Here is a 25,917-nt window from a genome sequence, read left to right on the forward strand (position 1 = left end):
CGCTCCTGCGCCAGCTCATCCTGCTCAACTGACCGCCAGCAGCACCGATCAACGCCTACGAAAATCTTGGAAGACCCAACTTCAGGACAGTCCCGTCACCGACCCTGCCGACCCCACCGGCGGCACCTGGGTCGAGGCCGGTCACCTGAAGTCCGGCCAGTGGCTCCAGACCAGTGCCGGCACCCATGTCCAGATCACCGCGATCACCCAATACACCAAGACCCAGGTCACCCATGACCTCACTGTCAGTGACGTCCACACGTACTATGTGCTGGCGGGGGCCACGCCGGTCCTGGTGCACAATTGTGGTGAGTCCGATGTCACGACGGTTTATCGAAAGCAGGACACTTCGATTCCGGAAACCCAGAGGCTGTCTGTTGATGCGGACGGCAATGTCTCGCACGCAGGGTCTGGATCGCTGTACCTCAACATGACTGGCGATATTAGTCATTCGCTTGGATTCAAGGGTGATCAGCTAGTCGCCTTCGATGTGCCCACCTCCTATGTTCGCGAGCTTTCGGAAGCCTCCCTGCCTCAACGTATGCCACGCGGATGGGCGGGGACGAAGCGCGAATGGAATCGGGCTCTCAAAATGGCCCCGGACCAGTCTGATGGGCCTGGGCTCTTTGGTCTTCGTGATCACCATATTCCTGGGCTACTGGATGCCATCATTCCGGGATCGGGCCGGATCGTTGGGTAGGGCGGATTTGATGAGTCGTTACGATCTTGCAAGTGAGGGGCGTCGCCTGGGGCGGCGCCCGTCGGAAGACCCGATCGCCCTGCTTGGGTTGCTGGTGGTCACACCCGTGGCGGACGGGGTGGAGTACGCCCAGCGTCTTAGGGACTTGATTGCCGCAGCTGTGGAGATCTCCGGGTCTGTCGACTTTGAGAGTGACGAAGTTTCGGAGCAAACTCTTCCGTCCTGGTTCATTGCGCTTTCTGGCGGTGCAGTTGGAGATGTTCCGGGAGACCTGATTGGGAGTGCAGGGAAGCGCGGATATCTAGTAGCCAGAGGCGACCGGCCGTGGGATTCGGGGGATTGGATCTACTGCTTCGATCCCGATCTCCGGTCGTGGTCTTGGTGGGATGCTACCGTCGATGAGAATGGGAAAGTTTACGTTTGGGTCGATACGAAGGGCGAGGCTCATATTCCCTGCGAAGAGCTGTGGTGGGCGATTTTCGTGTCAGGGGCAGCAAGTGTTGATCCGTTGACGCTTGAATTCGCCTCAGTATGGAGTGGGCAACGGAGCATTGGCCTCGCGTAGTAGGCTCATCCGGAATTGAGGGAGCCCCGCCGGGATCGGTTCCGGCGGGGCTCCCAGAGTGTCTGACGGCAGTAGTTGACGGCAACGTCAGCGGACGTGAACCGCGCAGAGTGGTGGTACGTCGCCGTCGTCGGGCTTGCCGGTGATCTCGGCGGGGTTTCGGAGGGCGTGGCCGAGAGGGTCGATGGCGTCGCGCTGAAGGCGGAGCCGGACGTGGGCGTAGACGGTGGAGGTGACGCCGATGTGGGCGTGCCCCAACAGCTCCTTGATCACCACGAGTTCCACCCCCTGCTCCAGGAGGAGCGTCGCCGCCGAGTGTCGGAGGTCGTGGAACCGGATGCGGCGGAGCCTGGCCTGGCGGAGCAGGGTGTTGAAGTGCCGGGTGAGGGTTGCCCCTTCGATCGGGGTGCCGTCGAGGCGGGTGAACACGTAGCCGTTGTCCTTCCAGCCCGTCCCTGCAGCCTCGCGTTCCTTGAATTGTCGGTCGCGGTGCTGTTCGAGGGAGCGCAGGCACGGTGTCGGCAGGGCGATGCGTCGGTCGGAGCTCTTGGTCTTGGTCGGTAGGGCAGTCAGGCCGCCGGAGTTGGTGCGCTGGAGCGTGCGTCGGATGCTGGCGGTTCCGCCGGCGAGATTGAGGTCTTCCCAGCGCAGTCCGAGGAGTTCGCCCTTGCGGAGGCCGGTGTGCAGAGCGAGTTCGAACAGCGCCTGCAATCGGTGCCCGCTGGCGACGGCCAGGAACTGGCGGGCTTCGTCGACGGTGAGGGGTTCGAAGCGTCGGGGCCGGGGCGTGCCGGTGCGGACGTTGCGGGCGACGTTGCGCGGGATCTCTTCCTCGCGTACCGCGTGCTCCAGGGCGGACTTGAGGACGGAGTGCACGTAGGCGAGGGTCAGCGGCGAGAGCCGCTTGGAGCAGCACTTTCCGGCGGCGCAGCAGAGGGGTTGGTTGCGGGCAGCGTCGAGGCCGCGGGTGCAGCACAGGCAGGTGATCCGGAGTTGGTTGAGCCAGGTGCGGACGTCCTTGGCAGAGAGCTTGGCGAGCTTCTTCCGCCCGACGCCGGGGATGAGGTAAAGCCGGGCGACGGCGGTGTATCGGGTGTGGGTGTTCTCGCGGAGGTGGTGGACGGCGACGTTCTCCAGCCAGTACGTCAGGTAAGCGGCCACGCTGCCCTGCGCGGAGGGAACGGGGGAGGCCGCGGTTGCTGGCTGCGATCTTCTCGGTGAGCTTGGCCAGCGCCTCCTTGCGGGTGATGCCGTAGACGCGGATGCGGCGACGGGTGTTGCCGGGGGCGAGGACGTATCCGGCGGCTTCCCAGCGGCCGTCCTTGCGCTGGTAGACGGTTCCGTCGCCGTTGGCCCGGGTGCGGCGGGAGGCGGGGGCGTCGCGGGGCGTGGTCATCAGGCAGCTTCCTGGTCGAGGCGGGTGCGGATGAAGTCGGCCAGCGCATGGGCGGGAATGCGGCGGGCGCGGCCGAGGGTGATCGAGGCGAGCTGGCGGGTGCGGAGGAGGTCGTAGACGGCGGAGCGGCCGAGCTGGAGGTGGGCCATGACCTGGGGAACCGTCAGCAGTTCCTCCGGCGTGCTCGGCCCCCAGGTGGGGCGCGGCGCATGCGTGGTCATCAGCAGCCTCCTTCGGCGATGAACTGCCGTGCGAGTTCTCTTCGGTGCCAGAGGGCGGCGGCGAGGAGTGCGGCGCCGGGGCTGTAGCCGGTGCCGAGGTAGGCCCAGCGACCGATTACGAGCGTGGTGTCCGGGTCGTGCTCGGGCCGGTTGGCGTGGACGCGGGCCTGTTCGGTGTGCCAGGCGCGGCGGGCTGCGCGCAGCGCGCCGAGGGTGGTCGAGTAGGAGCGGGACTTGGTGGAGAAGTGGCCCCGGAAGCCGAGCATGTGCGCCCAAACCAAGGTCGCCTTGGCAATGCGGAGAAACGGTATTACTAGGGCGACGGTCGTTATCAATAATCCTGAGGGTGTTTGCTCTGGCCCTTACTCATGCATGACCGGAGTGTCTGCAATTCTGCCAAGGGGATCCAGTCTGACGGCCTTGTGGCGCACTGAGGAAGGCTGGCACGGTCTAACCATGCTCGGCGGCGCCTGACCCCGAGTGTGATATATGGCCGGGCCTCCCCCTAGGATAAGATTCCTCTAGGGGAGACCGGTTTGATGAATAAGTATTCCCCGTCCGCCGCTCCCTTAAGCGTTGGAGGATTTTAATGATTCTGACTGTTTATGTTGGCGACACGGTATATCGCGCGCTATCGGAGCCTGCTCTTACGCGTCTGATTGGCGAGCTGACTGGAGGTGGATCTGGCCGTGATTTGGAAGAATTTGGGAAGTCAAAGGGTAACGTCGTTGCCACGTTTGTACTTTCTGCGCCTCATCGGGATCCGATGAAATCGGATCGATATTTCGACAGTTGCCTTCAGGTGTCGACAAACCCACTCACAGGATATGGCGCCTTGACGTGGCTGATTCCTGAGGGGTCCGAGGTTCGAGTGGATCAGGAGATCGCGAGAAGCGTATGGATCTCCAAGAATCCGGAACCTCCGAAGTCGGGCCAGTGTGTAGTTGCTGATTTCGGCGATCGGAGAATGTTTGAGCCGGGTAGCGTTTTGCTAATTTCCGAGATTCGCGCGGCTGTCGAAGAGTTTTGTGAACTGAGGACCGGTTCGCGACCTGCGGCAGTTTGCTGGGAACGGGCTAGTCATGACGTGCGCCGCTTTGTAAATATTAAGAAAGGTGCGACACCTTCCTCCTACTGTGACGATCCATGGTGTAGAGACTCGGGTACGCGGCATCCATTTCACTGACCCTTAGGGATTTCGTCAGGTGCTCGTCGTGCCCGTGGATCCCATGGCTGGCGCTATGGTGACGATTTCCCCTATTTAATGGCCGTTCTGTCTGGCGGTAAAGCGTCGTGGTTCAAGAACAGGTTCGGCTGGCGGAGCGTCAGTCATATTTGAGAAACAGAGAAAGGGAATACAGCACATCGTGTGGCCGTGGGGATGATGGCGACTTGGTCGACTGGGTAAATGCGACGCTGCGTCAGCAGGGTCGTTTGCCGGGAAATGTAAAGTCCGGGCGCGCTGTTGATGTTGAGCAGAAATTTGCTGCCGCCATGGAACGGGATGGCGTCGATCACGCTGATTTGTTCATCAATTATCCGACGGGCCCGTGTACGGTCAGAATGGGATGTGATGACGTCCTGAGTGGCCTACTTGGCAGTAGTCGCACGCTCACGGTGCATTGGCCAGGAGGCGGACGTCGGACTTATGGAGGGTCGGGTTGATCATGAAGGTGCGCGCTGAAGTTCGTTATCGGCTGGAGCATGGAGAGGAGCCGGATCTCCTGAGTACGCCTGAGGATGTCGATGCTCTGATCGATTCTCTTCTAGTGGGCTCGCCCTTTGAGAATCTGGCGCAGATCCACTCCACGGAGCGGGATCTCCTCCCGGCTTTCGGGGATCCTGATCACGAGCTCATGGTGGGAGTCAACAAGGTCCTTCAGGTGGGAGTTCTCTCCTTCATGGACGGAAACGGGAACGTTGCGACCCGGGGGTCGTCCAATGGTCGGGAGAGTCCCGTGTATTACATTCAAGGGCAGATGACGGAGTTTCCGGCATGCTCGGAGATTCCGATCGATGTCGTACGTCGAGCCGTCAAGGAGTTCCTGTTTTCAGGAGGGCAGCGGCCCACCTGCGTCGAGTGGCAGGAATTGGACACTTGGTGATTCGGTGCCATCGATCTTTATGGGGGAGCAGTCACCGGCCCCGAGATGTCGGGTATGAGAGTATGTGACTGGCGGCATTCAGTCGTTGTTGAGGAACAGGGAAAGAGAACACAGCACACCGTGAACAGATTTGGCATTCGCCGTTCCCGATTCCGTACCGGCGTCGTGGCGGTTTCGGCCCTGATGTCCGTCACTTTGCTCTCCGGATGTGGCGGCTCGGGCGACAGTGGCTCTGACGCTGTCGACGACTCCGCGTCGGCGTCCGCCGGGCAGACGTCGGCGGCCGCCTCCGCCGTGAAGCCGTTGAGCGCAGCCGAGTTGGACAAGGCGTCCCTGGTGAAGGCGGACCTGACCGGCTACGAGGTGTCCACGCTGAGCAAGGCGGACACCGACGCGATAGACGCCGTGAAAGTGGGCGGCGAGGAGTGCCGGCCGCTCGGGCGCACCATTGCCGGGGGTGCGGTGGGGGAGCCCGCCGCGGCGAGCCATCGCCGGGTGACCGGCAACGGTGACTCCTCCGCCGAGGCTCTCGACATCAACACGGCTGTGGTCACCCTCGCCTCCTACGCGAGCGCCGACGAGGCCGCCGCCGCGCTCAAGTCGATCGGTGAGGCGATTACCGCCTGCGCGGGCGGTTTCGAGTGGACCGTCGCCGATGAGCAGCTGGACGCCACCAAGGTCACGAAGACCGCTGCCCCCGAAGCTGGTGAGGAAGCCGTCGCGTTCACCGTCCTCGCCTCCGGCGCGCCGTGGAAGGCGGTCGTCCTCCGCGATGGCGCCACCCTCGCTCACTTCACCGTCGCCAACACGAACGCCGTGGTCTCCGGCAAGGACTTCGCCTTCCCGGCCGACCTCGTCACGGCCCAGGCCGACAAGCTCGGCTGACCCGTCATGGTGTGGGCCGCTGTACCGCCCGTCCCGGGCGGTGGCGGCCGAGGTCGGCCGGGGACTACGTCGACGTGCGGTAGCGGGGCGGTGGGCAGGGCCCGAGGGGCGTGGGGACAGAGAAGCAGGGCGAGGGAGCATGGGGAGGAGTGCTGTGTGGCGTTGTTGGGGTGCGGTGGCCGGGGTGCTGGCGCTCGGCTTGTTGGCGGGGTGTTCGGGCTCTGAGAGTAAGACGGACGGTGACGATGTGGGGGCTGAGGTCTCAGTGAGCGCATCGGCCGTCGAGGGCGGGGGCGGTGCGGGGGTGGCTGCTCTGTCGGCGGAGGGGCTGGAGGCCGTCGCCCTGGAGGAGGGCAAGGTGGTGGCCGGGGGGACCGTGACGGCGCAGGTGTCGGACCGGGATTTCCCGAATCTGGGGACGGTGTCCGCGAAGAAGAAGCCGGTGTGTACGGCGCTGGCCGCGGTGCAGGCCGGGTCGGTGCTGGGGGAGCCGGCCTCGGTGGTGCGGCGGATGTGGCTCGGGCCGCAGGAGACTTCAGAGGCGGATCTGGGGGCGGATCCGTCGGATGAGGAATTGGCGAACGCGGCGCTGGACTCGACGACTTCCTTCGTGTCGCTGGCCTCCTACGAGCAGAGGGCGGCCAAGGCGGTGATGGCCGACATCGGCCGGGCGGTCGAGGAGTGCGCGTCCGGGTTCGTGTACACGGCGGCGGGTGAGGACCCGGTGGAGACCGTCAAGGTTCGCAAAGCGGCGGCGCCGACCGGCCTTCGCGGCGCGGACGAAGTGGTCGCGGCGACCCTGACCGTCGAGGTCGGCGGGGCGAAGGGGCCGGTGGAGGTGGTTGTGGTGCGCCATGGCGGCACGATCGGCTACTTCCCGGCCACGAGTCTGGCCTCCCAGGCCACCGGGGACGCCTTCACCCTCCCCGCCGCCCTCGTGCAGGCCCAGCTCACCCGGCTCACCAAGACCGGCTGAAGCGCCCCGGAAGCCGGACAGGGCACCGCTCTGCTTGATGAACAGTCCGCGCGTCGACCTGCTCAGCGGTCGGCGCTGCCGGGCGGTACGACCCATTCGGTGGGTTGGCCGGTGAGGGAGGCGATCATGTCGAAGTCGCCGTCGTAGTGGAGGACCGTCCGTCGGTGCAGTTCTGCCGTGGCGGCGATCAGCAGGTCCGGGAGGGACAGGGCGCGGTGGAAGCCCACGTTGAGCGCGTGGCGCTGGACTTCCAGGGCACGGGCGACTGACTGTGCGGCAGGCGCCGCGCGGTACGCGTTCTCCCTGGGACCCGCCGCCGGCAGCGGGTCCCAGGGAGGTGTGGCATCGCGAGACGGGCTGGGTCAGACCTCCACGCCGAGGGTCAGCGTGCCGGTGTAGCCGGCGGACGGGGAGCTGCCGATCGCCGTCAGGGTGAGGAGGCCGGACGCGGCGCCTCCGTCGTCGTAGATGGAGTCGTTGGCGAGGGTGGTGCGGGTGACCGTGTTCGCCGAGTACGGGGAGAGCGCGCCGACTCTCGCGGTGATCGTCTCGTCGAAGAAGAGCTGGCCGGTGTGGACCTCCGTGCCGCCCGTGAACGAGCCGTCGGAGGTCAGGGTGACGCCGGTGTGGACCTTGACGTGGATGTGGACGCAGCGGCCCCGGTACCAACCCGGGTACACCGTGGTGATGTTGGCGACGCCGCTGGAGTTGGTGAGGACACCGCCGCGCAGGAAGGTGCCGTCGTCCGCCTCGTTGTGGCCGTTGTTGCCGACGTAGCCGGAGTACTCGCCGAGGACGTCGGCGTGCCAGATCTCCACGAGGGCGTTCGGGATGACGGCGCAGGTGTCGTCGTTGACGACGGTGAGGGCCAGCTTCAGCACGAAGCCGGTCTTGTTCTCGCGGATGTCGGCACGGACGAGCGCGCCGTCCAGGTAGTAGGGGCCTTCGGTCATCTCCTTCGTGAGGGTGCAGACGGCTGCCGCGGCCACGGGTGCGGTGTGGTCGGCCGCGTCGGCTGTGGGGGCTTCGGTCGTGGCGACGCCCACGGCAACAGCTGCTGCCGTGGCGCCGGTCGCGATCAGAACGGTGCGGCGCCCGACCGGGGTGGGGGTTGCTTCCGAAGTGTCTGTCATGAACACGGCACCGTAGGAACGGATGCTGTCGGAGACCTGTCAGTTAGGCAAAGTGACGGATCGTCAAGTTCCTTGCGAGACACGATGGCGACGAGGTGTCGGCAATCGTGGTCCAATGTCCCCGCTCGACGCGCTGACCTGGGGTGGGAGACCTGATGCTGACGTCCTTGCTGGAGATCCTGCTGTTCGGCGCGGGCGCCGTCGCCGCTGGTGCGCTGGCCCGCGCGGCGAACCGAAGACGGGCGGTGAGCCGCGCGTCTGGCCTGGCCGATTCCGGCACCGTGCGCTTCCCCTGCCGGATCTCCTGGCCCGCGGGCACGGGCAAAAAGGCCTTCGTGTACGGAAAGGTCGCGCCCGGGGCTGACGGGCAACTGACCTTCACCCGCCGGATCGGCTCCCCGGTCCCCCTCCCGCGGAGCGGATCGGTCCACATCGAACCCAGCTGGCGCACCGGACTGGTCACCCTCCGGTACGGCGTCCCCGGGCAGGGGGATGTCCGAATGCTGCTCAGCGCAGGGGACGCCGCGACGGTCGAAGGGCTGCTGCGGGCGGCCTGACCGGGGACTGCTCGGTCGTCAGGACTGGGTGACGGGGCGCATCGCGAGGCCCTCGGTGCCCTGCCAGTAGCTCACCCACTGGCCGTCGTCGGCCGGGAACGAGTCGACGGGCATCGGGACGTCGACCTCCGGCCCGGCCTCGGCCTCACCACCGGGGCTTCCGAGACCGAGCTTGATGAACGTCACGTCGTACGTGTCCATGCCGCCGCCGGTCGCCAGCACACCGGCGTAGGCCTCGTCGCCGGGAGCGAGGGTGATGGGCTCCCCGGAGTCGGTCGCGTCCTTCACGGGAGCCGGCCCCTGCGCATCGCCGAGGGTCACCTCGGGAGCGCCCTGGACATCGCACTTGCCGTCGCCGACGTTCTGGACGGTGAGAAGGATGTGCCGGATGTCCTCGCCCTTGCCGTCGTAGTTCTGGGCGGAGACGGCGAGTTCCTCGATGGTGCAGAGAGGGGTCTCGGAGCCGTCGTCACCGCCGCTGTCCTCGGAGCCACTCCCACCCGCATCCGCCGAAGCGGTCGTACTCGGCGCCGCCGAACTCGCCGAACTCGTCGCGCTGGCCGGAGTCGAGGCCTTCGCCTCGTCCGCCGCGTCCGACGAACCCGGCTCACACGCCGTCGTCGCGAGCAGCGCGGCCACCGCGGCGGCGCCGAGCGCGTACGACGTCCAGGCTCTGCGGTTCGTACGGTTCCTGCGGGCAAGCATGCTCATGGTGTCCCCCGTGATGCACTGCGGTCGACCCGTGCCGACCGGCGATGACCAGCAGATTCTGCCCCACGAACCGCGCTGACCTCGCATGCCGCACAAGTCTGTTGCCGATCAGGTACAGGGAACGACCGGTTCCGCAGAAAGATCACGGACGGACCCGACCGAATCCCCCACGGACCTGAAGCCCCCCTCCAGCGGTGGAGGTGATTGGCAGATCTGTTCCGAGGGCGGGGAGCTGCGACCTGGGCTTTTAGGCGGCGGGGGTGGAACAGATCTGCCAATCAGGGGGTGCCTCGGGGGCGGGCGGTCGTGCGGGTGGGTGAAAGCCGGGGGGCTGGGGGGCGGGGGGCGTGAACTGGGGCGTCGGCTGTGTTCGCATGGGCGGCACGACCTGCCCCCCTCACCCCTGCCCCCCTCACCCCTGCCCCCCTCACCCCTGCCAAGGCGGACCTCTGCATGTGTACGCGAGTGATCTGGACGCCCGACGGCCGCCCCGCTGTCGTGGGCCGCAACATGGACTGGCAGTCGAGCCTCCAGACCAACCTCTGGATCACGCCCCGGGGCGTCGCCCGCAACGGCGCCCCGAGTGACCCGAACCCGCTGACCTGGACCGCCCGCTACGGCAGCGTCGTCGCCACGGCATACGACGCCGCCGTACCGGATGGCATGAATGAGAAGGGCCTGGCCGCCCATCTGCTGTGGCTGGTGGAGTCCGACTACGGCGACCGCTCCGACCCCGCGAAGGCGGCAGGCCTGGAGCAGTCGCTGTGGGCCCAGTTCGTGCTCGACCGGTTCGCGACGGTCGCGGAGTTCGTCGCCTACGTCGAGGCCAACCCCGTGCAGATCCTCGCCCAGCCCATGCGCGGCACCAGCGGCGCCACCACGCATCTCGCGGTGGAGGACCCGACCGGCGACTCCGCGATCGTCGAATACCTCGACGGGGTCGCGCACATCCACCACGGACCGCAGCACACCGTCCTCACCAACTCCCCGCCCTACCCCGAGCAGTTGGCGAACCTCACCCGCTACGACGGCCTCGGCGGCACGGCGGCGCTGCCCGGCACCACCCTCGCCGCCGACCGCTTCGTCCGCGCCCGCTACTACCGCGACCGCCTCCCCGCGCCCACCTCCGACGGCGAGGCGTACGCGGCCGTGCTCAGCGTGATCCGCAACGCCGCCCAGCCGTTTTCCTACCCGGGCGCCGCCGACGAACCGAACCTCTCGCACACCATCTGGTCCACCCTGTGCGACCTGACCAACCGTCGCTACGCCTTCGCCTCCGCGTACCGCACGGACATCTTCTGGACCGACCTGACCCACGCCGACTTCACGCATGCGCGCAAGCTGGAGCTCGACCTGGCCGACCCGACGCTCTCCGGCGACGTCACTGACCGCTATCGAGAGGCGGAACTCTTCAGTTACGCGGGGGCTTGACCGCGGTGACGAAGTCGGACCAGGTGGTGGGGGAGAGGGTGAGGTGGGGGGTCTGGGGGGTCTTGGAGTCGCGGATGTGGATGGTGGCGGGGGTGACGGCGACCTCTATGCAGTCGTCGCCGGAGCCGCTGCTGTAACTGCTCTTGAACCAAGCCAGTTCACGGGTGCTCATAAGTCTCCTCGCATACGCTGCAACAGGCTCACTGAGTCCGAGATGGTGAGAGCCTGTGAACGCATCCTGGCATACCGGAGTTGGAGCGCACTGAGTACTTTCAGGTCGGAGATCAACACGCCGCTCAGCTGTCCTTCGTTGTAGGCGAACCACTGATTCTGCGAGGTTTCCGCCAGGCGGATGGGGCCGTGCAGCCCAGCGTGTGACTCGGACACCAAGGGCATGACCTGGATCTCGACGTTCCGCAGCTCGGAGATCTCCAACAGGTGATCGATGAGTTCCCGTGTCGCTGCCGCCCCGCCCGTGCGGCGGCGTAACAGTTGCTCCTCGATGATGAAGCTGTAGTTGGTGTTCGGCCGTCCCCGCAGCAGCTGTTGCCGCTCCGCCCGGGCCACCCACTGCTCCTCGATCTGTTCGTCGCTCAGTGTCGGGAGTTCGTCGGTGAAGAGCTGCCGCGCATACGCCTCCGTCTGCAACAACCCCGGAATCAACCGGCATTCATACGTGTACAGGACGATCGCAGTCGCCTCCAACGCCGCCCACTGCCGAAACCAAGACGCCAACCCCGGCTGACGCGCCAACTTCGGGAACGACTTCCGCAACGCCCCCGTGTTCCCCGTCACCTCCTCCCCCCGCTCCACGAGCACCACGTCCGGCATCCGGCGCCCCAGCTCCACCGAGGCGATCGTGTGCTTGGAGAACCCCACCAGCTCCCCGAACTCCTCCCGGCTCAACCCGGCGTGCTCCCGCAGCGCCTGCAACACCGCCCCGAACGTCCGCATGCTGTCCGACGACTCCGGCTCAACCCCACCACCATCGACCACAGTCGGTCACCTCCCGCGCACATGGTCACGGCGGGTAACGCGTACTGTCCAGCCCGTAACCGTGTACTCCCGTGCAGAGTACGCGGCGTGGACCTGGGAAAACGGCCCTCGGGCGCGCCAGATTGGGGCCTATGACCGCACCTCCCACTCCACCCCATCCGGTTATCGCACGTACATTCACCCAGCGCCTCAGCTCAACGCCCCGAGCCGCCCGCCTCGCCAGACACCTCGCCCTGCACCAGCTCCACACCTGGGGCATCCCGCACGGCAGCGACACCTCCGACACGGTCGCCGTGATCGTCGCGGAACTCGCGGCGAACGCGGTGACCCACGGCCGCGTCCCGGGGCGGGACTTCGAGTTGCGGCTCACGCTCGTCACGGGCAGCGTCCGCGTCGAAGTCACGGACACCCGAGCGGAGTTGAGACCGCCCGCCCCTGGCGTCGTACCGCCAACGCACCCTCTGGACGAGCGCGGCCGCGGCCTCGTACTGGTCGACGCGCTGGCCGACCGATGGGAGGTACTGGACCGCGAACCGCCCGCCAAGACGATCCGCGCGGAGGTCGATCTGCCCGGGTGGCGCTCGCTGACGCGGTCAGACCGTGGGCGTTCCCTGGAGACCCGGCCGGACGGTGCCGAGCACCCGGCCCTGCAAGCCAGTGACGCGCTGCACCACGCAGATCACGAGAACCGCCGCGGCGATGTTCAGTGCCTGTGTGGCCACGAGGAGGGGCAGTGAGGTGGCCGACCGCCCCGCCAGGGCGAGCACGACGTGCCCGGCCCAGGCCACCCACCAGGCGTTGACCAGGGTGTCGTCGCGGCGCCCGGAGCCGCTCGCCCGTTGCGTTCCCAGCAGCAGCCCGCGTGGCACCCACAGGTTGACCACCGGCACGAACCAGGCGATCACGGCCCAGGCATCGGAACCCAGGTCGGTGCCGGGGGAGAGGGCGCGGGCGTTGCGTCGGCAGCGGCTGAACCAGAGCAGGAAGAGCACGGCGGCCAGTGTCATGGCGTAGACGAGCACCATCGACGCGAAGCCGGATTCGCCGGCCGACGTGGACTCGGGGTGCAGGCGGTGGGCCCGGACGGTGGTGGCGCGGAACACCTCCGCGGCGGCGGCCACCGCTATTGCGGCTTGCGCGAGACGGGCGAGGAGCCATGGGGGGCTGGGCGCCCGGTCGCCGGGGCCGGCCGGTTCGGTCATGGCTCTGACAGGTTCGGTCATGGCGGGGAGGATATGCGTTCACAGGTTTGGCCCAGGAACGGTTCAGGTAAAGCCTCGACCCTGGTTGCCATGCACGGACACCGACCCCGAACCCCCGAAGCCGAACGCAGCCGCCGCTGGTTCATGAACAAGGCACTGCTCGCCGGTGGCGTCGCCGCGGTGGCGACCATGACCGGCTGCTCGTCAGGCTCCTCCTCCGACTCCGCGAGCTCCTCCGCCGCCCCGAACGGCGCCCCCAGCGGTATGCCCTCCGGTGGCCCCGGCGGTGGCGGTGGCGGCGGCATGGGCCCCGGCGCCTCCCAGGTCAAGTACGCCGATGTCACCGGCGTCACCACCGACGGCAAGGTCGTCGAGGACCTGTACACGATCCACTCCACGGACGTCTCGACGGACGCGCTGGTCAAGGCGGCGCAGGCGTTCCTTGACGGGCTGTCCGCGGCGGAGCGGAAGTCGTGCACGTTCGACATCGACGCCGACGAGTGGACGGCGTGGAGCAATGTCGACGGCTACGACCGCAAGGGCGTCCGCATGGGCGACCTGACGACGAAGCAGCAGAACCTCGGTTACGCCCTCCTCGGCAAGGCCCTCTCCGCCGACGGCCTCACCCAGACCCGCGGCATCATGAAGCTCAACGCCTTCCTGGGCGACTCCAACGGCGGCAACCAGAAGACCCTGACCGAGGGCCACTACTTCTTCACCTTCATGGGCACCCCGTCGACCACGAAGCCGTGGGGCTTCCAGTACGAGGGCCATCACGTCGCCATCAACTACTTCGTCCTCGGCGACCAGGTGGTCATGACCCCGACCTTCATGGGCTCGGAGCCGACGACGGGCACGTACAAGGGCGAGAAGATCACCTTGTTCCGCCCGGAGACCACGGCCGGCCTGACCATGATCCGTTCGCTCACCAAGGCGCAGCTGGCGAAGGCCGTCTCCTCCCAGTCCAACGGCAACGAGGACATGAAGGCCGGCGCGGGCCAGGACAACCTCAAGCTCCCCTACGAGGGCGTGAAGGGCTCCGACCTCACCTCCGCCCAGCAGCAGAAGCTCCTCGACCTGGTCGGCGTCTACGTCGGCTACATCAACGAGGGCCACGCCGAGGTCAAGCTGTCCGAGGTCAAGGACCACCTCGACGACACGTACTTCTACTGGATGGGCGAGACGGACGACGACTCCGCCTTCTACTACCGCGTCCACAGCCCGGTCGTCCTCATCGAGTACGACGCCCAGGCCCCCCTCTTCTACAAGGGCGACTCCTCCAGCTCGTCCCCCAGCGCCAGCGCGAGCGCCGGTGCCGACGGAGGGGGCCCGGGCGGCGGGATGGGCATGGGCGGCGGCACCCCCTCCCAGGAGCACATCCACACCATCGTCCGCACCCCCAACGGCGGCGACTACGGCATCGACCTGCTCAAGCTCCATCTGGAGAACGACCACTGAACTGACGGCTGACGACCGCTGAGGCGTGCGCGAACCATTGACGCGCAAGGGGTTCGATTCTACGGTCCGTCCGAAGCTCTGATCGTTGATCGAGATATCGAATGGACCGTATCCCCCCCGCCTGTTGGGAGCGTCAGCGTGAGCCCCACCTCTCGTACCGCCCGCAGCCCCCGTAACCCCCGTAGGAGAAGCGCCCTTCTCGCCCTCCCCGCCGCGGCCCTGCTCGCGCTCCTCCCCTCCACCGCCTCGGCGTACCCCAACCCCGGTACCGTCACCGGCGACACCGTCGTCCACGACCCGACGATGATCCGCACCTCGGCCGGCCGTTACCTCCTCTACGGCACCGGTGGCGGCCTCGGCTACAGGACCTCCACCGACCGGATCGCGTTCACCGCGGGGAGCGACGCCTTCACCACCAAGCCGAGCTGGTGGTCGTCGTACGCCACCGAGGCGTGGGCGCCCGACATCTCGTACCAGGGCGGCAAGTACCTGATGTACTACGCCGTCTCGACCTTCGGCTCCAACAAGTCCGCGATCGGCCTCGCCGGTTCGTCGACCGGCCTCCCCGGGTCCTGGACCGACTACGGCACCGTCTACACCTCCACCACCTCAAGCGACTACAACGCCATCGACCCGAACCTCTTCGTCGACAGCGACGGCAAGTGGTGGCTCTCGTTCGGGAGTTGGTGGACCGGCCTGAAGATGATCCAGCTCGACCTCGCGACCGGGAAGCAGCTCTCCTCCAACACCACCCGGTACTCCATCGCGTCCCGCCCGACCGGGACCAAGGCCGTCGAGGCGCCGTACATCGTCAAACGCAACGGCTACTACTACCTCTTCGCCTCCTACGACACCTGCTGCGCCGGCACCAGCTCGACGTACAAGGTCAAGGTCGGCCGCGCCACGAGCGTCACCGGCCCCTACTACGACCAGAACGGCGTCTCGATGCTCAACAACGGCGGCACGCCGGTCCTGGAGTCGCACGGCCGCTACATCGGCCCCGGCGGCCAGTCGATCATGGCCGACTCCGACGGCGACCTGATCGTCTACCACTACTACGACGCCAACGACAACGGCACCCCCAAGCTGGGCATCAACCTCCTGAACTGGAGCAGTGGCTGGCCGATCGCGTACTGACCCTCAACCCCCTTGGGGGCACGGGGAACTGCGCGACCAGCCCCCACGACCCGCAGTCGCCACTCAGCCGGTCTGCCCCATACCCGCCGCGTTGGGCCAAGCCTGAGCGTTGGGCCACCCTGTCGCGGCAGCGGGCGTGAGCCCATTCGTCCCGCGCACCTGCGCCGCGGTGAGCCCACCCCGAGCAGGCACCCCCGGCGGGGTCGGCGCACTCGGCGCGGCGAACGGATTCGGAGCCGCAGCCGCCGGAGCGACCGGAGCCGGGGCCGGCATCTGTGCGGCGGCCGGCATCGGCATGGGCATGGGCATACCGACCCCGTTCGACTGGTCGTAGGCCGCGGCGGCCGGCATCGGCGCGGCAACCGGCATCGGCTGAACCTGCGGAGCAAGTGGCGCACCCGCACCGTTCGTCGACCCCACCAGCCGATCCACGGCCGCCGTACCCGAGCTGTAACTGGTCCCGGTAGCCAGCTCGGGCACGGCGGCTCCCCTCCTGGTCCCGTAGAGCACCTGTTCCAGACCGGACACCAGGCGACGCACGTCCGTCTGGGGGCGCACCACGAGTCTCAGGAAGCGGCTGGACGAGCCGATCTTGTTGCCGCACTCGCGGACCAGGATCCGGTGCTCGGTGAGCAACCGGTCCCGGACCACGGTGCCTTCGGCGCCCACGGGGAGGCGCACGAAGAGGAAGTTCCCCTGCGAGGGGTAGACGGTGAGACCGGGGAGGGCGGAGAGCTGGCTCGACATGTCAAGGCGGTCCCGGTACACCTGCTGAAGGCTCTGCGCGTACTCGGCGCCGTGCTCCTTGAGCATGAACACCACGTACTCGGCGAAAGCGTTGAGGTTCCACTTGGGCAGCATCGAGCGGACGCGGCCGGCGAGGGAGGGGTTGGCGACCATGTAGCCGAAGCGGATGCCGTGCAGGCCGAAGTTCTTGCCGAGTGAGCGCAGCACGATGACGTTGGGCCGCAGCATGGCCTCCTGCACCACGCTCGGCTCCGCCTCCGCGTCCGCGAACTCCAGGAACGACTCGTCGATGACGATCAGGTCCAGGTCCGCCATCGCGTCCATGAACTGCACGATCGCGTGCTTGTGGAGGAACCCGCCGTCGGGGTTGTTCGGGTTGCATATCACCGCGGCCCGTGTCCCCCGGGCGCGTATGAACTCGGCGTACTGAGCGAGGTCGAGGGCGAATCCGCTGGACTCCTGGAGCGGGAACATGTCGACCCGCTTGCCGGTCTCCATGGGCTGGTCGGTCCAGCGGCCGAACGTGGGGACGGGGATGGCGAGGGACTCCCGGACCAGCAAGTGGTCGATCCAGGTGATGAGTTCGGTCGAACCGTTGCCCATCGCCACGGCCTGCGGCGGGAGTTGGAGCAGATTGCAGAGCTCGGAGGTGATGGTGTCGGCGCTGCTCGGGTAGTACGTGATGATGTCGCGGAGGCGGGCGGACATCTCGTCCCACATCCCCGGGGTGGGGAAGTAGGGATTGACCGGAATACAGAAGTCGATCGGGCCGGCCCCGTCTCCCGCCGCCCGCGTCAGCGCAGCCATGGAAGGGCTGTGCGCCGCGGTGGCTCGGAACAACGAGGTGACGTTCTCGGCCATGGAACCTCCGTATGGGGCGGACCCGGTGGGGACGACCGGGACCGTCGTCTTGGGTGGCCCGCGCGGGGGAGCACGGGCCGTCCTTACATACGGAGGCTGGGGTGGCACTGTTCAACCGCTGAGAAATCGGTAAGAACTTGTGCGCTACCTGTGAAGAAGTTTCACATCTGGACAGGCGTGACGCGATGTCACGCGTGGAACGTGTGAATCGTCGTCGTGCGGTACGTCTCGCCCGGCCGCAGCACGGTCGACGGGAACGACGGGTGGTTCGGGGAGTCAGGATAGTGCTGCGTCTCCAGACACAGGGCATCGCCCTGGCGGAACGTGCCGCCACCCCCTCCGACCAGCGTGCCGTCGAGGAAGTTGCCCGAGTAGAACTGAAGACCGGGCTCGTTGGTGGCGATCCGCAGGGTGCGCCCGGAGACGGGGTCGTGCAGCGTCGCCGCATGCTCCGGCTCGGCCGTGATCCCCTTGTCCAGCACCCAGTTGTGGTCGTACCCCTTCGCCGCGAGCAGCTGCGGATGCCCGGTGCGCAGGTCCCGGCCGATCGGCTTGGCGGTCCGGAAGTCGAAGGGGGTGCCCTCGACCGGGGCCAGTTCACCGGTCGGGATCAGCCCTGTGTCGGTGGGGGTGAAACGGGAAGCGGCGATCGACAGTTCATGCCCCTCGATGGTCCCGCTGCCCGCCCCGGCGAGGTTCCAGTACACGTGGCTGGTGAGGTTGACCACCGTCGCCTTGTCGGTCGTGGCCTCGTAGTCGATCCGCCAATCGCCTTCAGCGGTAAGGGTGTACGTCACCTGCGCCCGCAGCGTCCCCGGGTAGCCCATCTCGCCGTCGGCCGACGTGTACGACAGGCGCAGGCCGACGTCCGTACCCTCGGTGAACGGCTCGACGTCCCACACCCGTCGGTCGAATCCGTCGGCGCCCCCGTGCAGGCTGTTCTCGCCGTCATCGACCGACAACGCGTACGGCTCGCCGTCCAGCGTGAACGCGCCCTTGGCGATGCGGTTCCCGAACCGGCCGATCAGCGCGCCGAAGTACGGGCTGGAGTCGACGTACGGCTCGATACGGTCGAAGCCCAGGGAGACGTTGGCGTACTGGCCGTTCCGGTCGGGGATCTCCAGGGACCGCACGATCCCGCCGTACGACAGGACGTTCATGCGGGTGCCGCCGTTCTCCAGCGGCCAGTTGTGGATTTCGGTGCCGTCGGCGAGCTTGCCGAAGAGTTCCTTCACCGGGTCTTCCTCTCGTCTCGCGGAAAGCCTCACGGAAAGGCTCACGGAAAGCCTCACGGAAAGGGCCCCGCCTTTCGGCGGGGCCCGATACCGCACAACTACCGGTCTACGAACCGACCTTGCGCTTGTTCCAGACGTCGAATCCGACCGCGGCCAGCAGGGCGAGGCCCTTGATGACCTGCTGCCAGTCGGAGCCGACGCTGAGGAGGTTCATGCCGTTGTTCAGGACGCCGAGGACGAGACCGCCGATGATCGCGCCGAGGACGGTGCCGACACCGCCGCTCATGGACGCGCCGCCGATGAACGAGGAGGCGATGGCCTCCAGTTCGTAGTTCAGGCCCGCCTTCGGGGAGGCCGCGTTCAGTCGCGCGGCGATCGCCAGACCGGCGAGGGCCGCGAGCGCGCCCATGTTCAGGAAGACCAGGAAGGTGACCTTCTTGTCCTTCACACCGGACAGCTTCGCGGCCGGCAGGTTGCCGCCGATCGCGTAGATGTGCCGGCCGAAGACCGCGTTGCGCATGATGTAGCCGTAGCCGACGACCAGCGCGCCGAGGATCAGCAGGATGATCGGGGCGCCCTTGTAGCTGGCGAGCAGCATCGTCACGACGAGGACGGCGGCGACGATCGAGGTGAGCTTCAGCAGGAAGATGTTGCGCGGCAGCACGTCCAGCGAGAACTCCTGCTGGCGCTTGCGGTCGCGGATCTCCTGGAGGACCACGAAGACGATCAGGGCGAGGCCCAACAGCAGGGTGATGTTGTGGTAGTTGGTCTCCGGGCCGGCCTCCGGGAGGAAGCCGTTGCCGATCTTCTGGAGGCCGTCCGGGAACGGGCCGAGGGTCTGGCCCTCAAGGAGGATCTCGGTGAAGCCGCGGAAGACCAGCATGCCCGCCAGGGTCACGATGAAGGACGGTATGCCCAGATAGGCGATGAGGAAGCCTTGTGCCGCTCCCGCTCCCGCGCCGACCAGCAGGCACAGCACCACGGCGACGGGCCAGGACACCCCGTGCTGCACGGTGAGGACGGCCGCGAACGCGCCCACGAACGCCGTCACCGAGCCGACCGACAGGTCGATGTGCCCGGCGATGATGACCAGCATCATGCCGATCGCGAGGATCAGGACGTAGCTGTTCTGGAGCACCAGGTTGGAGACGTTGCGCGGCTGGAGCAGCACCCCGTCGGTCCACACCGCGAAGAGGGCGACGATCAGACCGAGGGCGATCAGCATGCCGTACTGGCGCATGTTGCGGCGCAGGCCGTCCAGCATCAGCTGTAGCAACCCGCTGTCGGAGGAGGGTCCTCCGCTCTTGCCGGGCGGAACGTCCACCGGGCTCTTGGTGACGTCGGTGCTCATCGGGTTACCTCTTTGTCCTTGGTCATCTGTCGCATCAGCGATTCCTGCGAGGCCTCGGCCCGCGAGAACTCGCCGGTCAGCCGCCCGGCGGCCATCGTGTAGATGCGGTCGCACATGCCGAGCAGCTCCGGCAGCTCGGAGGAGATGAAGACGACCGCCTTGCCCTGGGCGGCCAACTGGTCGATGACGGTGTAGATCTCGTACTTGGCGCCCACGTCGATACCGCGCGTGGGCTCGTCCAGGATCAGCACGTCCGGACCGGCGAAGATCCACTTGCTGAGGACGACCTTCTGCTGGTTGCCGCCGGACAGCTTGCCCACCGGCTCGAAGACGGTCGGCGCCTTGATGTTCATGGACTTGCGGAAGCCCTCGGCGACCTTGCGCTCCTCGTGCTCGTCGACGATGCCCCGCCTGGCCACCTTGCCCAGCGCGCTGAGCGAGATGTTGCGGTTGATGGTGTCGATGAGGTTGAGGCCGTAGTGCTTGCGGTCCTCGGTGACATAGGCGATGCCGTGGTCGACCGCCTCGGCGACGGTCCTGGTACGGATCTCCTTGCCGTCCTTGAAGACCGTGCCCGCCGCGTGCCGGCCGTAGGAGCGGCCGAACACGCTCATCGCGAGTTCGGTGCGCCCCGCGCCCATCAGGCCCGCGATCCCGACGATCTCGCCGCGCTTGACGCTGATCGACACGTCGTCGACCACCTTGCGCTGCTGGTCGATCGGGTGGTGCACGGTCCAGTCGCGCACCTCAAGCGCCGGCGCCGCCTCCAACTCACCCTCGTACGCGGAGCGTTCGGGGAAGCGGTGGTCCAGGTCGCGGCCCACCATGCCCGAGATGATCCGGTCCTCGGTGGTCTCCGCGGCCTTCACATCGAGGGTCTCGATGGTCTGGCCGTCGCGGATGATCGTGACCGAGTCGGCGACCTTGCGGATCTCGTTGAGCTTGTGGGAGATGATGATCGAGGTGATGCCCTGGTTCTTCAACTCCAGGATGAGATCCAGGAGTTTGCCGCTGTCCTCGTCGTTGAGAGCCGCGGTCGGCTCGTCGAGGATGAGCAGCTTCACCTTCTTCGAGAGCGCCTTGGCGATCTCCACGAGCTGCTGCTTGCCCACGCCGATGTCGGCGACGCGGGTCTCCGGGTGGTCGCTCAGGCTCACCCGGCGCAGCAGCTCACTGGCGTGCCGGAGGGTCTCGCGCCAGTCGATGAGCCCGCCCTTGGCGTGCTCGTTGCCGAGGAAGATGTTCTCCGCGAGGGAGAGGTAGGGCACCAGCGCGAGCTCCTGGTGGATGATCACGATGCCGCGATCCTCGCTCGCGCGGATGTCCTTGAACTCGCAGCGCTCACCCTCGAAGAGGATCTCGCCCTCGTACGTGCCGTGCGGATGGACGCCGGAGAGCACCTTCATCAAGGTGGACTTGCCGGCGCCGTTCTCACCGCAGATGGCGTGGACCTCGCCCTGCCGGACGGTCAGTGTGACGTCCGAGAGCGCTTTGACACCGGGAAAGGTCTTGACGATCGAGCGCATTTCCAGGACGGGTCCCGCCATGGTCGTGCCTTCCAATCTCTGGATCTGTGACAGCCGGCCGCGGGTTACTTGAGGTCGGCCTCGGTGTAGTAACCGCCGTCGATCAGGACCTGCTTGTAGTTGGTCTTGTCGACGCTCACCGGCTTGAGCAGGTAGGCCGGGACGACCTTGGAGCCGTTGTCGTAGGTCTTGGTGTCGTTGGTCTCGGGCTTCTTGTCGTTGAGGACCGCGTCCACCATGTTCGCCGCGACCTTGGCGAGCTCACGGGTGTCCTTGTAGACGGTCTGTGTCTGCTCGCCCGCGATGATCGACTTCACGGAGGCCAGCTCGGCGTCCTGACCGGTGAGGACCGGCAGCGGCTTGGCCTTGGTGCCGTAGCCGTCGGACTTCAGCGCGGAGAGGATGCCGATCGAGATGCCGTCGTACGGGGAGAGGACCGCGTCGACCCGGCCGCTGGTGTAGGTGCGGGTCAGGATGTCGTCCATGCGCCGCTGGGCGGTGGCGCCGTCCCAGCGCAGGGTGGTGACCTTGTTGAGGGCGGTCTGGCCGGACTTGACGACGAGCTTCTTGCTGTCGATGTACGGCTTCAGGACGCTCATCGCGCCGTTGAAGAAGTACTTGGTGTTGTTGTCGTCGTTGGAGCCGGCGAACAGCTCGATGTTGAAGGGGCCCTTGCCGCTCGCCAGGCCCAGCTTCTCGACGATGTAGTTGGCCTGGAGCTCGCCGACCTTGGAGTTGTCGAAGGAGGCGTAGTAGTCGACGTTCGGCGTGCCGAGGATCAGGCGGTCGTAGGCGATGACCGGGATGCCCGCGTCCTTGGCCTGCTGGAGCACGCCGTTGAGGGACTTGTTGTCGATCGCGGCGACGATGAGCGCCTTGACGTTCTGGGTGATCAGGTTCTCGATCTGCGAGACCTGGTTCTCCGGGTCGTCCTCGCCGTAGACCAGCGTGGTCTTGTAGCCGAGCTTCTGAAGGTTGGTCTCGACGTTCTTGCCGTCGGCGATCCAGCGCTCGGAGGACTTGGTCGGCATCGCGATGCCGATGGTGCCGCCCTTGGCGCTGCCCTTGTCCTCCTCGCTGCCGCCCGTGCTGTCCTGGCCGCAGGCCGAGAGGGTGAGGGCGAGGACGGACGAGGCGGCTATGGCGGAGAGTACGGCTCGGCGGTTACGCATGATCATCTTCCTTGATGGTCTAGGGCCAGGTGCGTCGACGGTACGGGCGCCTGAGGCGGAGCGGGATCGAATCGAGAGAAGTTGTGTCGGAGTCTGTTCGACTCCGTCGTCTTCTGTGAAGGGGCGTTGTCCGGAACGTTATGCAGGCGTTTCGAACCGCTTCAGCGCGCCGGGCAGCCGTGAGCCGAGCGGCGCCATGTCGCCGTCCGCCCCGTGCCGTGCGAGCAGATCCAGAGCGAGCCGTCCGCGCCGCACTCGTTCCTTGGCGGTGGACAGCGTGAGGTCCCGCATGTGATGGCCGTAGGGGTAGATCCCCGGGGCCTTCGACAGGCCGAACTTCAGATAGAGCGGGGCGCCGCGCCGGATCAGCTCGGCGACCTCGTACATCCGGACATAGCCGCCGAGATCGTCGGGCGCCTCGATGTACATGTCCATGGGGGCGCCCGACACCCGCCGGATCTCCGTGAGTTGATCGAGCGTCAGATCGCTGGGCACGTTGATCGAGTCGCCGCCGAGGTTCTCGTAGACGGCGTACGCGGCCGGGTTCACCGGGCCGATCAGCGCCGACACCTTCAGCGTGGTGTCGGCCGGGATGATCCCGGCGACCCGCGCCCGGTGCAGCGTCCACAGCACGCCCTCGTCGGCGACGAGAAGGCACTTCACGCCCAACTCCGTTGCCCGGACGGCGTCTTCGACGCATCCGGCGACCGCGTCGTGCCCCCGGGCGCGCAGTCCGCCGCCCTTGGAGTCGGTCCGGGTCGAGCCGCCGATGTCCCAGGTGCCGCGCGGACCGGTGAACAGGCAGAGCTCGATGTCCCGTTCGGCGGTCGCCTCCACCATCTCGGTGATCTCGGCGTCGGTGAGCATCCACACGCCACTGCCCTGGCTGACCCGGTGCACCGGCACATCGAGTCGCGAGGACTCCTTGAGCACCACGGCGAGAGCCTCGGGGCCCTCCACCGAGGGCACTTCGGTACGCCAGCGGCCGCCACCGGGGAAGGAGTGCGGGGACGCGTCGGCGGGGTCGAGGGCGGGCGCGTTCAGCCCCAGTGCGGTGAGCGCCTGCTCGCCGGGTCGTCGGGCCGCGCTGGCGGTGGTCTCGGTCACAAGCTGTCCTTCATGTTCGATATTTCGGACGAGGGTCGCGGCTCTGAATGTGGGGCTTCGGGGCGGGACTTCGGGGGCGGTACGGGGGCGGAGCTTCGGAGGCTTTGGGTGTACGCCGGTGCGAAGTCGTCAGGTACTCCGCACCGGCGTACGGATCAGGGGTGCGTCACGGCCGCAGGAGAACCTTTCCGACCTGGGGGTCGCCGGACCCCACCAACTCGATGGCCCGCGGAAACTCCTCCAGCGGCAGCTCGTGCGTGACGAGCGGCAGCGGATCGAGCAGCCCGGCCCCGAAGACCCGCACGGTGTGCGCCCAGGCGTCCGGCGGCGCCCCGAACACGGTGTGCACCTCCAGCTGCCGTACGACGAGATCGGTCGGGTCGAGCCCGTCCGCGCCCGGCGCCGGGATGCCCGTGAGGACGAGGCGGCCGCCGCGTCTGAGGAGCGAGGCCGCGGTGTTCGCGGCCGACGCCGACCCGGCGGTCTCGATGACGACGTCGAAGTCGTCGGGGAGCTCCTGGTCCCGGGTGCGGAAGTCGGTCGCGCCGAAGGTCTTCGACAGCTCCGCGCGGTCCGGGCGGGTGCCCACCACCAGCAGCTCCGCGGGCGAGCCCGCCTTCAGGAACTGCACGGCGAACATCCCGAGCGTCCCCGTGCCCACCACCGCGACCCGCTCACCGGGAAGCGCGTTCGCCTTGATCGCCGCGGCCGCGATACAGGCGGCCGGTTCCAGGAGCGCCGCCGCCGTCAGGTCGGCGGCGTCCGGGAGCACGTGGAGGAGGCGGGCCGGGAGGGTCAGCGTGCCGGCCATGGCGCCGGGCTCGGTGAAGCCCGTCTCCTCGTAGCCGGCCGAGCACAGCGTGGTCTCGCCCGCGTGGCAGCGGTCGCACACCTGGCAGTTGCGGAAGCCCTCGCCGACCACCTTGCGGCCGACGAGACCCGCCGGCACCCCGGCGCCGACCGCCTCGACCGTGCCGGACCACTCGTGGCCCGGGGTCAGCGGGTAACGGACGTACCCCTCGGGCCGGTTGCCCTGGTACACCTCGCGGTCGCTGCCGCAGATGCCGACCGCGTGCACGCGGACCAGGGCCTCCCCGGCGCCGGGCGCGCGGGGCGTGTGCTCGACCAGCCTGTGCTCGCCGGGCGCCTCGATGACGACCGCGGTGCTCACTCCGTGCCCTTCGGCTTGCGCTGCTCCCAGCCGTCGGCCCACAGGTCGAAGCGGGCCTGCTGCTGCGGGAACTCGGCGGCCGCGTCCACGTCCAGCTCCACGCCGAGGCCCGGCTCGTGCGACAGCTCGAAGTAGCCGTCCACGACCTGCGGGGCGCCCTTGACGACCTTCTTGATCTCCGCGTCCGCGAAGTCGTTGAAGTGCTCAAGGATCTTGAAGTTCGGCGAGGTGAAGCCGACCTGGAGCGAGGCGGCGGTCAGCACCGGGCCGCCCACGTTGTGCGGGGCTACCAGCATGTAGTGGGTCTCGGCGGTCGCGGCCAGCTTCCGGGTCTCCCAGATGCCGCCGATGTGACCGACGTCGGGCTGGATGATGTCCACGGCCTGGCTCTCGAAGAGCTCGCGGAACTCGATGCGGTCGTGGATGCGCTCACCGGTGGCGACCGGCATGTCGACCTTCGCGGCGACCTTCTCCAGCGCCTTCAGGTTCTCCGGCGGCACCGGCTCCTCCAGCCACGCGGGCTTGAAGGGCGCGAGGTCCTTGGCGAGGCGGACGGCGGTGGCGGGGGAGAAGCGCCCGTGCATCTCCAGCATCAGCTCGGCGTCCGGGCCGATCGCGTCCCGGACCGCCTCGATCAGCGAGACGGCGTACAGGCTCTGCTCGTGGTCGAGCTCGAAGTGCCCGGTGCCGAAGGGGTCGATCTTGAGCGCCTTGTAGCCGCGCTCCATGACCCCCTGGGCGGCCTTGTGGTAGGCCTCCGGGGTCCGCTCGGTGGTGTACCAGCCGTTGGCGTACGCCTTGACCTTGTCGGTGACCTTGCCGCCCAGCAGCTGCCAGACCGGCACGCCCAGCGCCTTGCCCTTGATGTCCCAGCAGGCCATCTCGATCACGGCGATGCCGGACATCACGATCTCACCGGCGCGCCCGTAGTCGCCGTACTTCATGCGCTTGACGAGGTCCTCGACAGCGAACGGGTCGGACCCGAGAATGTGGTTGGTCTTCGCCTCGTGCAGATAGCCGAGCAGGGCGTCGGTGTGGCCCAGCATGCGGGTCTCGCCGACTCCGGTGAGTCCCTCGTCGGTGTGCACCTGGACGTAGGTCAGGTTGCGCCATGGCGTCCCGACCACGTGCGTGCTGATTCCCGTGATGCGCACGTCAGCTACTCCCTAGGCTTTCACGCTTGTTCGAAATTTCGGCTCACGTTCGAAATGCTGGCCCGACCGTAAGGACGGCCCGGCGGGGGTGTCAATGGGTCGGAGGGTCGAACGGCGTAA

At 67.3% G+C, this 25,917-nt stretch carries 26 protein-coding genes and 4 pseudogenes; 12 read left to right on the forward strand and 18 right to left on the reverse strand.

Going from position 1 to position 25,917, the window contains the following annotated elements:
• A partial coding sequence (locus tag ABZ928_RS49850) for a polymorphic toxin-type HINT domain-containing protein (RefSeq protein WP_361535790.1) occupies positions 1-700 on the forward strand: 700 nt, incomplete at its 5' end.
• Positions 701-1,352: 652 nt separating this feature from the next.
• Here ABZ928_RS49850 and ABZ928_RS49855 read toward each other — a convergent pair.
• The 3 genes and pseudogenes from ABZ928_RS49855 to ABZ928_RS49865 form a co-directional block, all read right to left on the reverse strand.
• Positions 1,353-2,661: pseudogene (locus tag ABZ928_RS49855) on the reverse strand (tyrosine-type recombinase/integrase).
• A complete protein-coding gene (locus ABZ928_RS49860; protein ID WP_361535793.1) occupies positions 2,661-2,882 on the reverse strand; it encodes a helix-turn-helix domain-containing protein in 222 nt (73 codons plus the stop codon). Before ABZ928_RS49860 ends, ABZ928_RS49855 begins: the two are co-directional and overlap by 1 nt.
• Positions 2,882-3,157: pseudogene (locus ABZ928_RS49865) on the reverse strand (replication initiator); the annotation flags it as partial. The pseudogene ABZ928_RS49865 and the gene ABZ928_RS49860, both read right to left, overlap by 1 nt.
• Here ABZ928_RS49865 and ABZ928_RS49870 point away from each other — a divergent pair.
• Positions 3,147-3,356 carry a DddA-like double-stranded DNA deaminase toxin gene (locus tag ABZ928_RS49870; RefSeq protein WP_361535796.1) on the forward strand — a complete coding sequence of 70 codons (210 nt, stop codon included), beginning with the start codon at positions 3,147-3,149 and terminating at the stop codon, positions 3,354-3,356. The pseudogene ABZ928_RS49865 and the gene ABZ928_RS49870 overlap by 11 nt on opposite strands.
• Positions 3,357-3,648: 292 nt before the next feature.
• Positions 3,649-4,068 (forward strand): Imm1 family immunity protein, encoded by a 420-nt coding sequence (locus tag ABZ928_RS49875; RefSeq protein WP_361535985.1) that lies wholly within the window; start codon positions 3,649-3,651, stop codon positions 4,066-4,068.
• 143 nt (positions 4,069-4,211) lie between these two features.
• Here ABZ928_RS49875 and ABZ928_RS49880 read toward each other — a convergent pair whose 3' ends face one another.
• Positions 4,212-4,400 (reverse strand): hypothetical protein, encoded by a 189-nt coding sequence (locus ABZ928_RS49880; protein WP_361535993.1) that lies wholly within the window; start codon positions 4,398-4,400, stop codon positions 4,212-4,214.
• Between ABZ928_RS49880 and ABZ928_RS49885 the strand changes: the two genes are divergently transcribed.
• The 4 genes from ABZ928_RS49885 (at position 4,317) to ABZ928_RS49900 (ending at position 6,848) form a co-directional block, all read left to right on the forward strand.
• Entirely contained in the window at positions 4,317-4,547 is a 231-nt protein-coding gene (locus ABZ928_RS49885) for a DddA-like double-stranded DNA deaminase toxin (protein WP_361535987.1), read from the forward strand. The genes ABZ928_RS49880 and ABZ928_RS49885 overlap by 84 nt on opposite strands.
• Before the next feature lie 2 nt (positions 4,548-4,549).
• Positions 4,550-4,987 (forward strand): Imm1 family immunity protein, encoded by a 438-nt coding sequence (locus tag ABZ928_RS49890; protein WP_361535799.1) that lies wholly within the window; start codon positions 4,550-4,552, stop codon positions 4,985-4,987.
• Positions 4,988-5,170: 183 nt separating this feature from the next.
• On the forward strand, positions 5,171-5,872 hold the full coding sequence (locus ABZ928_RS49895; RefSeq protein ID WP_361535802.1) for a hypothetical protein: 702 nt from the start codon (positions 5,171-5,173) through the stop codon (positions 5,870-5,872).
• A gap of 265 nt (positions 5,873-6,137) precedes the next feature.
• Positions 6,138-6,848: a hypothetical protein gene (locus ABZ928_RS49900; RefSeq protein ID WP_361535805.1), complete on the forward strand. Its 711-nt coding sequence runs from the start codon at positions 6,138-6,140 to the stop codon at positions 6,846-6,848.
• Positions 6,849-6,910: 62 nt separating this feature from the next.
• Here the strand turns inward: ABZ928_RS49900 and ABZ928_RS49905 are convergent.
• Both ABZ928_RS49905 and ABZ928_RS49910 read right to left on the reverse strand, forming a co-directional pair.
• Positions 6,911-7,108 (reverse strand): annotated as a pseudogene (locus ABZ928_RS49905) (PIN domain-containing protein); the annotation flags it as partial.
• Positions 7,109-7,210: 102 nt separating this feature from the next.
• On the reverse strand, positions 7,211-7,981 hold the full coding sequence (locus tag ABZ928_RS49910) for an intradiol ring-cleavage dioxygenase (RefSeq protein ID WP_361535808.1): 771 nt from the start codon (positions 7,979-7,981) through the stop codon (positions 7,211-7,213).
• Between the two features lie 155 nt (positions 7,982-8,136).
• Between ABZ928_RS49910 and ABZ928_RS49915 the strand changes: the two genes are divergently transcribed.
• Positions 8,137-8,538, forward strand: coding sequence for a hypothetical protein (locus tag ABZ928_RS49915; protein WP_361535811.1), 402 nt, complete (start codon positions 8,137-8,139; stop codon positions 8,536-8,538).
• Positions 8,539-8,556: 18 nt separating this feature from the next.
• Here ABZ928_RS49915 and ABZ928_RS49920 read toward each other — a convergent pair whose 3' ends face one another.
• A complete protein-coding gene (locus ABZ928_RS49920; RefSeq protein WP_361535814.1) occupies positions 8,557-9,249 on the reverse strand; it encodes a DUF4232 domain-containing protein in 693 nt (230 codons plus the stop codon).
• A gap of 453 nt (positions 9,250-9,702) precedes the next feature.
• On the opposite strand from ABZ928_RS49920, the gene ABZ928_RS49925 reads away from it, so the two are divergent.
• On the forward strand, positions 9,703-10,680 hold the full coding sequence (locus ABZ928_RS49925) for a linear amide C-N hydrolase (RefSeq protein ID WP_361535817.1): 978 nt from the start codon (positions 9,703-9,705) through the stop codon (positions 10,678-10,680).
• Here ABZ928_RS49925 and ABZ928_RS49930 read toward each other — a convergent pair.
• Both ABZ928_RS49930 and ABZ928_RS49935 read right to left on the reverse strand, forming a co-directional pair.
• On the reverse strand, positions 10,661-10,852 hold the full coding sequence (locus ABZ928_RS49930) for a DUF397 domain-containing protein (RefSeq protein ID WP_361535820.1): 192 nt from the start codon (positions 10,850-10,852) through the stop codon (positions 10,661-10,663). The genes ABZ928_RS49925 and ABZ928_RS49930 overlap by 20 nt on opposite strands.
• Positions 10,849-11,634 carry a helix-turn-helix transcriptional regulator gene (locus ABZ928_RS49935; RefSeq protein WP_361535823.1) on the reverse strand — a complete coding sequence of 262 codons (786 nt, stop codon included), beginning with the start codon at positions 11,632-11,634 and terminating at the stop codon, positions 10,849-10,851. Before ABZ928_RS49935 ends, ABZ928_RS49930 begins: the two co-directional genes overlap by 4 nt.
• Before the next feature lie 173 nt (positions 11,635-11,807).
• On the opposite strand from ABZ928_RS49935, the pseudogene ABZ928_RS49940 reads away from it, so the two are divergent.
• Positions 11,808-12,269: pseudogene (locus ABZ928_RS49940) on the forward strand (ATP-binding protein); the annotation flags it as partial.
• Here the strand turns inward: ABZ928_RS49940 and ABZ928_RS49945 are convergent.
• A complete protein-coding gene (locus tag ABZ928_RS49945; RefSeq protein ID WP_361535826.1) occupies positions 12,270-12,899 on the reverse strand; it encodes a DUF4328 domain-containing protein in 630 nt (209 codons plus the stop codon).
• Positions 12,900-12,968: 69 nt separating this feature from the next.
• Between ABZ928_RS49945 and ABZ928_RS49950 the strand changes: the two genes are divergently transcribed.
• Both ABZ928_RS49950 and ABZ928_RS49955 read left to right on the forward strand, forming a co-directional pair.
• Positions 12,969-14,336 (forward strand): DUF3500 domain-containing protein, encoded by a 1,368-nt coding sequence (locus ABZ928_RS49950; RefSeq protein WP_361535829.1) that lies wholly within the window; start codon positions 12,969-12,971, stop codon positions 14,334-14,336.
• 138 nt (positions 14,337-14,474) lie between these two features.
• The gene (locus ABZ928_RS49955; RefSeq protein ID WP_361535832.1) at positions 14,475-15,473 is read left to right on the forward strand and encodes an arabinan endo-1,5-alpha-L-arabinosidase; all 999 of its coding nucleotides are present in this window, start codon (positions 14,475-14,477) and stop codon (positions 15,471-15,473) included.
• Positions 15,474-15,536: 63 nt separating this feature from the next.
• On the opposite strand, the gene ABZ928_RS49960 is transcribed toward ABZ928_RS49955, so the two are convergent.
• The 8 genes from ABZ928_RS49960 to ABZ928_RS49995 all read right to left on the reverse strand — a co-directional run bounded on the left by ABZ928_RS49960 (position 15,537) and on the right by ABZ928_RS49995 (position 25,797).
• A complete protein-coding gene (locus ABZ928_RS49960) occupies positions 15,537-17,081 on the reverse strand; it encodes a histidinol-phosphate transaminase (protein ID WP_361535835.1) in 1,545 nt (514 codons plus the stop codon).
• 188 nt (positions 17,082-17,269) lie between these two features.
• The gene (locus ABZ928_RS49965; RefSeq protein ID WP_361535838.1) at positions 17,270-18,373 is read right to left on the reverse strand and encodes an aldose epimerase family protein; all 1,104 of its coding nucleotides are present in this window, start codon (positions 18,371-18,373) and stop codon (positions 17,270-17,272) included.
• A gap of 49 nt (positions 18,374-18,422) precedes the next feature.
• The gene (gene mmsB, locus ABZ928_RS49970; RefSeq protein ID WP_361535841.1) at positions 18,423-19,667 is read right to left on the reverse strand and encodes a multiple monosaccharide ABC transporter permease; all 1,245 of its coding nucleotides are present in this window, start codon (positions 19,665-19,667) and stop codon (positions 18,423-18,425) included.
• Positions 19,664-21,214, reverse strand: a complete 1,551-nt coding sequence (gene mmsA / locus ABZ928_RS49975; RefSeq protein ID WP_361535844.1) for a multiple monosaccharide ABC transporter ATP-binding protein — start codon at positions 21,212-21,214, stop codon at positions 19,664-19,666. Before mmsA ends, mmsB begins: the two co-directional genes overlap by 4 nt.
• 44 nt (positions 21,215-21,258) lie before the next feature.
• Positions 21,259-22,371, reverse strand: coding sequence for a multiple monosaccharide ABC transporter substrate-binding protein (chvE, locus tag ABZ928_RS49980; RefSeq protein ID WP_361535847.1), 1,113 nt, complete (start codon positions 22,369-22,371; stop codon positions 21,259-21,261).
• Positions 22,372-22,503: 132 nt separating this feature from the next.
• Positions 22,504-23,472 carry a hypothetical protein gene (locus tag ABZ928_RS49985; RefSeq protein ID WP_361535850.1) on the reverse strand — a complete coding sequence of 323 codons (969 nt, stop codon included), beginning with the start codon at positions 23,470-23,472 and terminating at the stop codon, positions 22,504-22,506.
• Between the two features lie 166 nt (positions 23,473-23,638).
• Positions 23,639-24,643 (reverse strand): alcohol dehydrogenase catalytic domain-containing protein, encoded by a 1,005-nt coding sequence (locus ABZ928_RS49990; RefSeq protein ID WP_361535853.1) that lies wholly within the window; start codon positions 24,641-24,643, stop codon positions 23,639-23,641.
• Complete coding sequence (locus ABZ928_RS49995) at positions 24,640-25,797, reverse strand: mandelate racemase/muconate lactonizing enzyme family protein (RefSeq protein ID WP_361535856.1); 1,158 nt, start codon at positions 25,795-25,797, stop codon at positions 24,640-24,642. The genes ABZ928_RS49990 and ABZ928_RS49995 overlap by 4 nt, the downstream gene beginning before the upstream one ends.
• Between the last annotated feature and the right edge of the window lie 120 nt (positions 25,798-25,917).

The organism is Streptomyces sp. NPDC046909 (assembly GCF_040644695.1).
GTDB lineage: Bacteria > Actinomycetota > Actinomycetes > Streptomycetales > Streptomycetaceae > Streptomyces.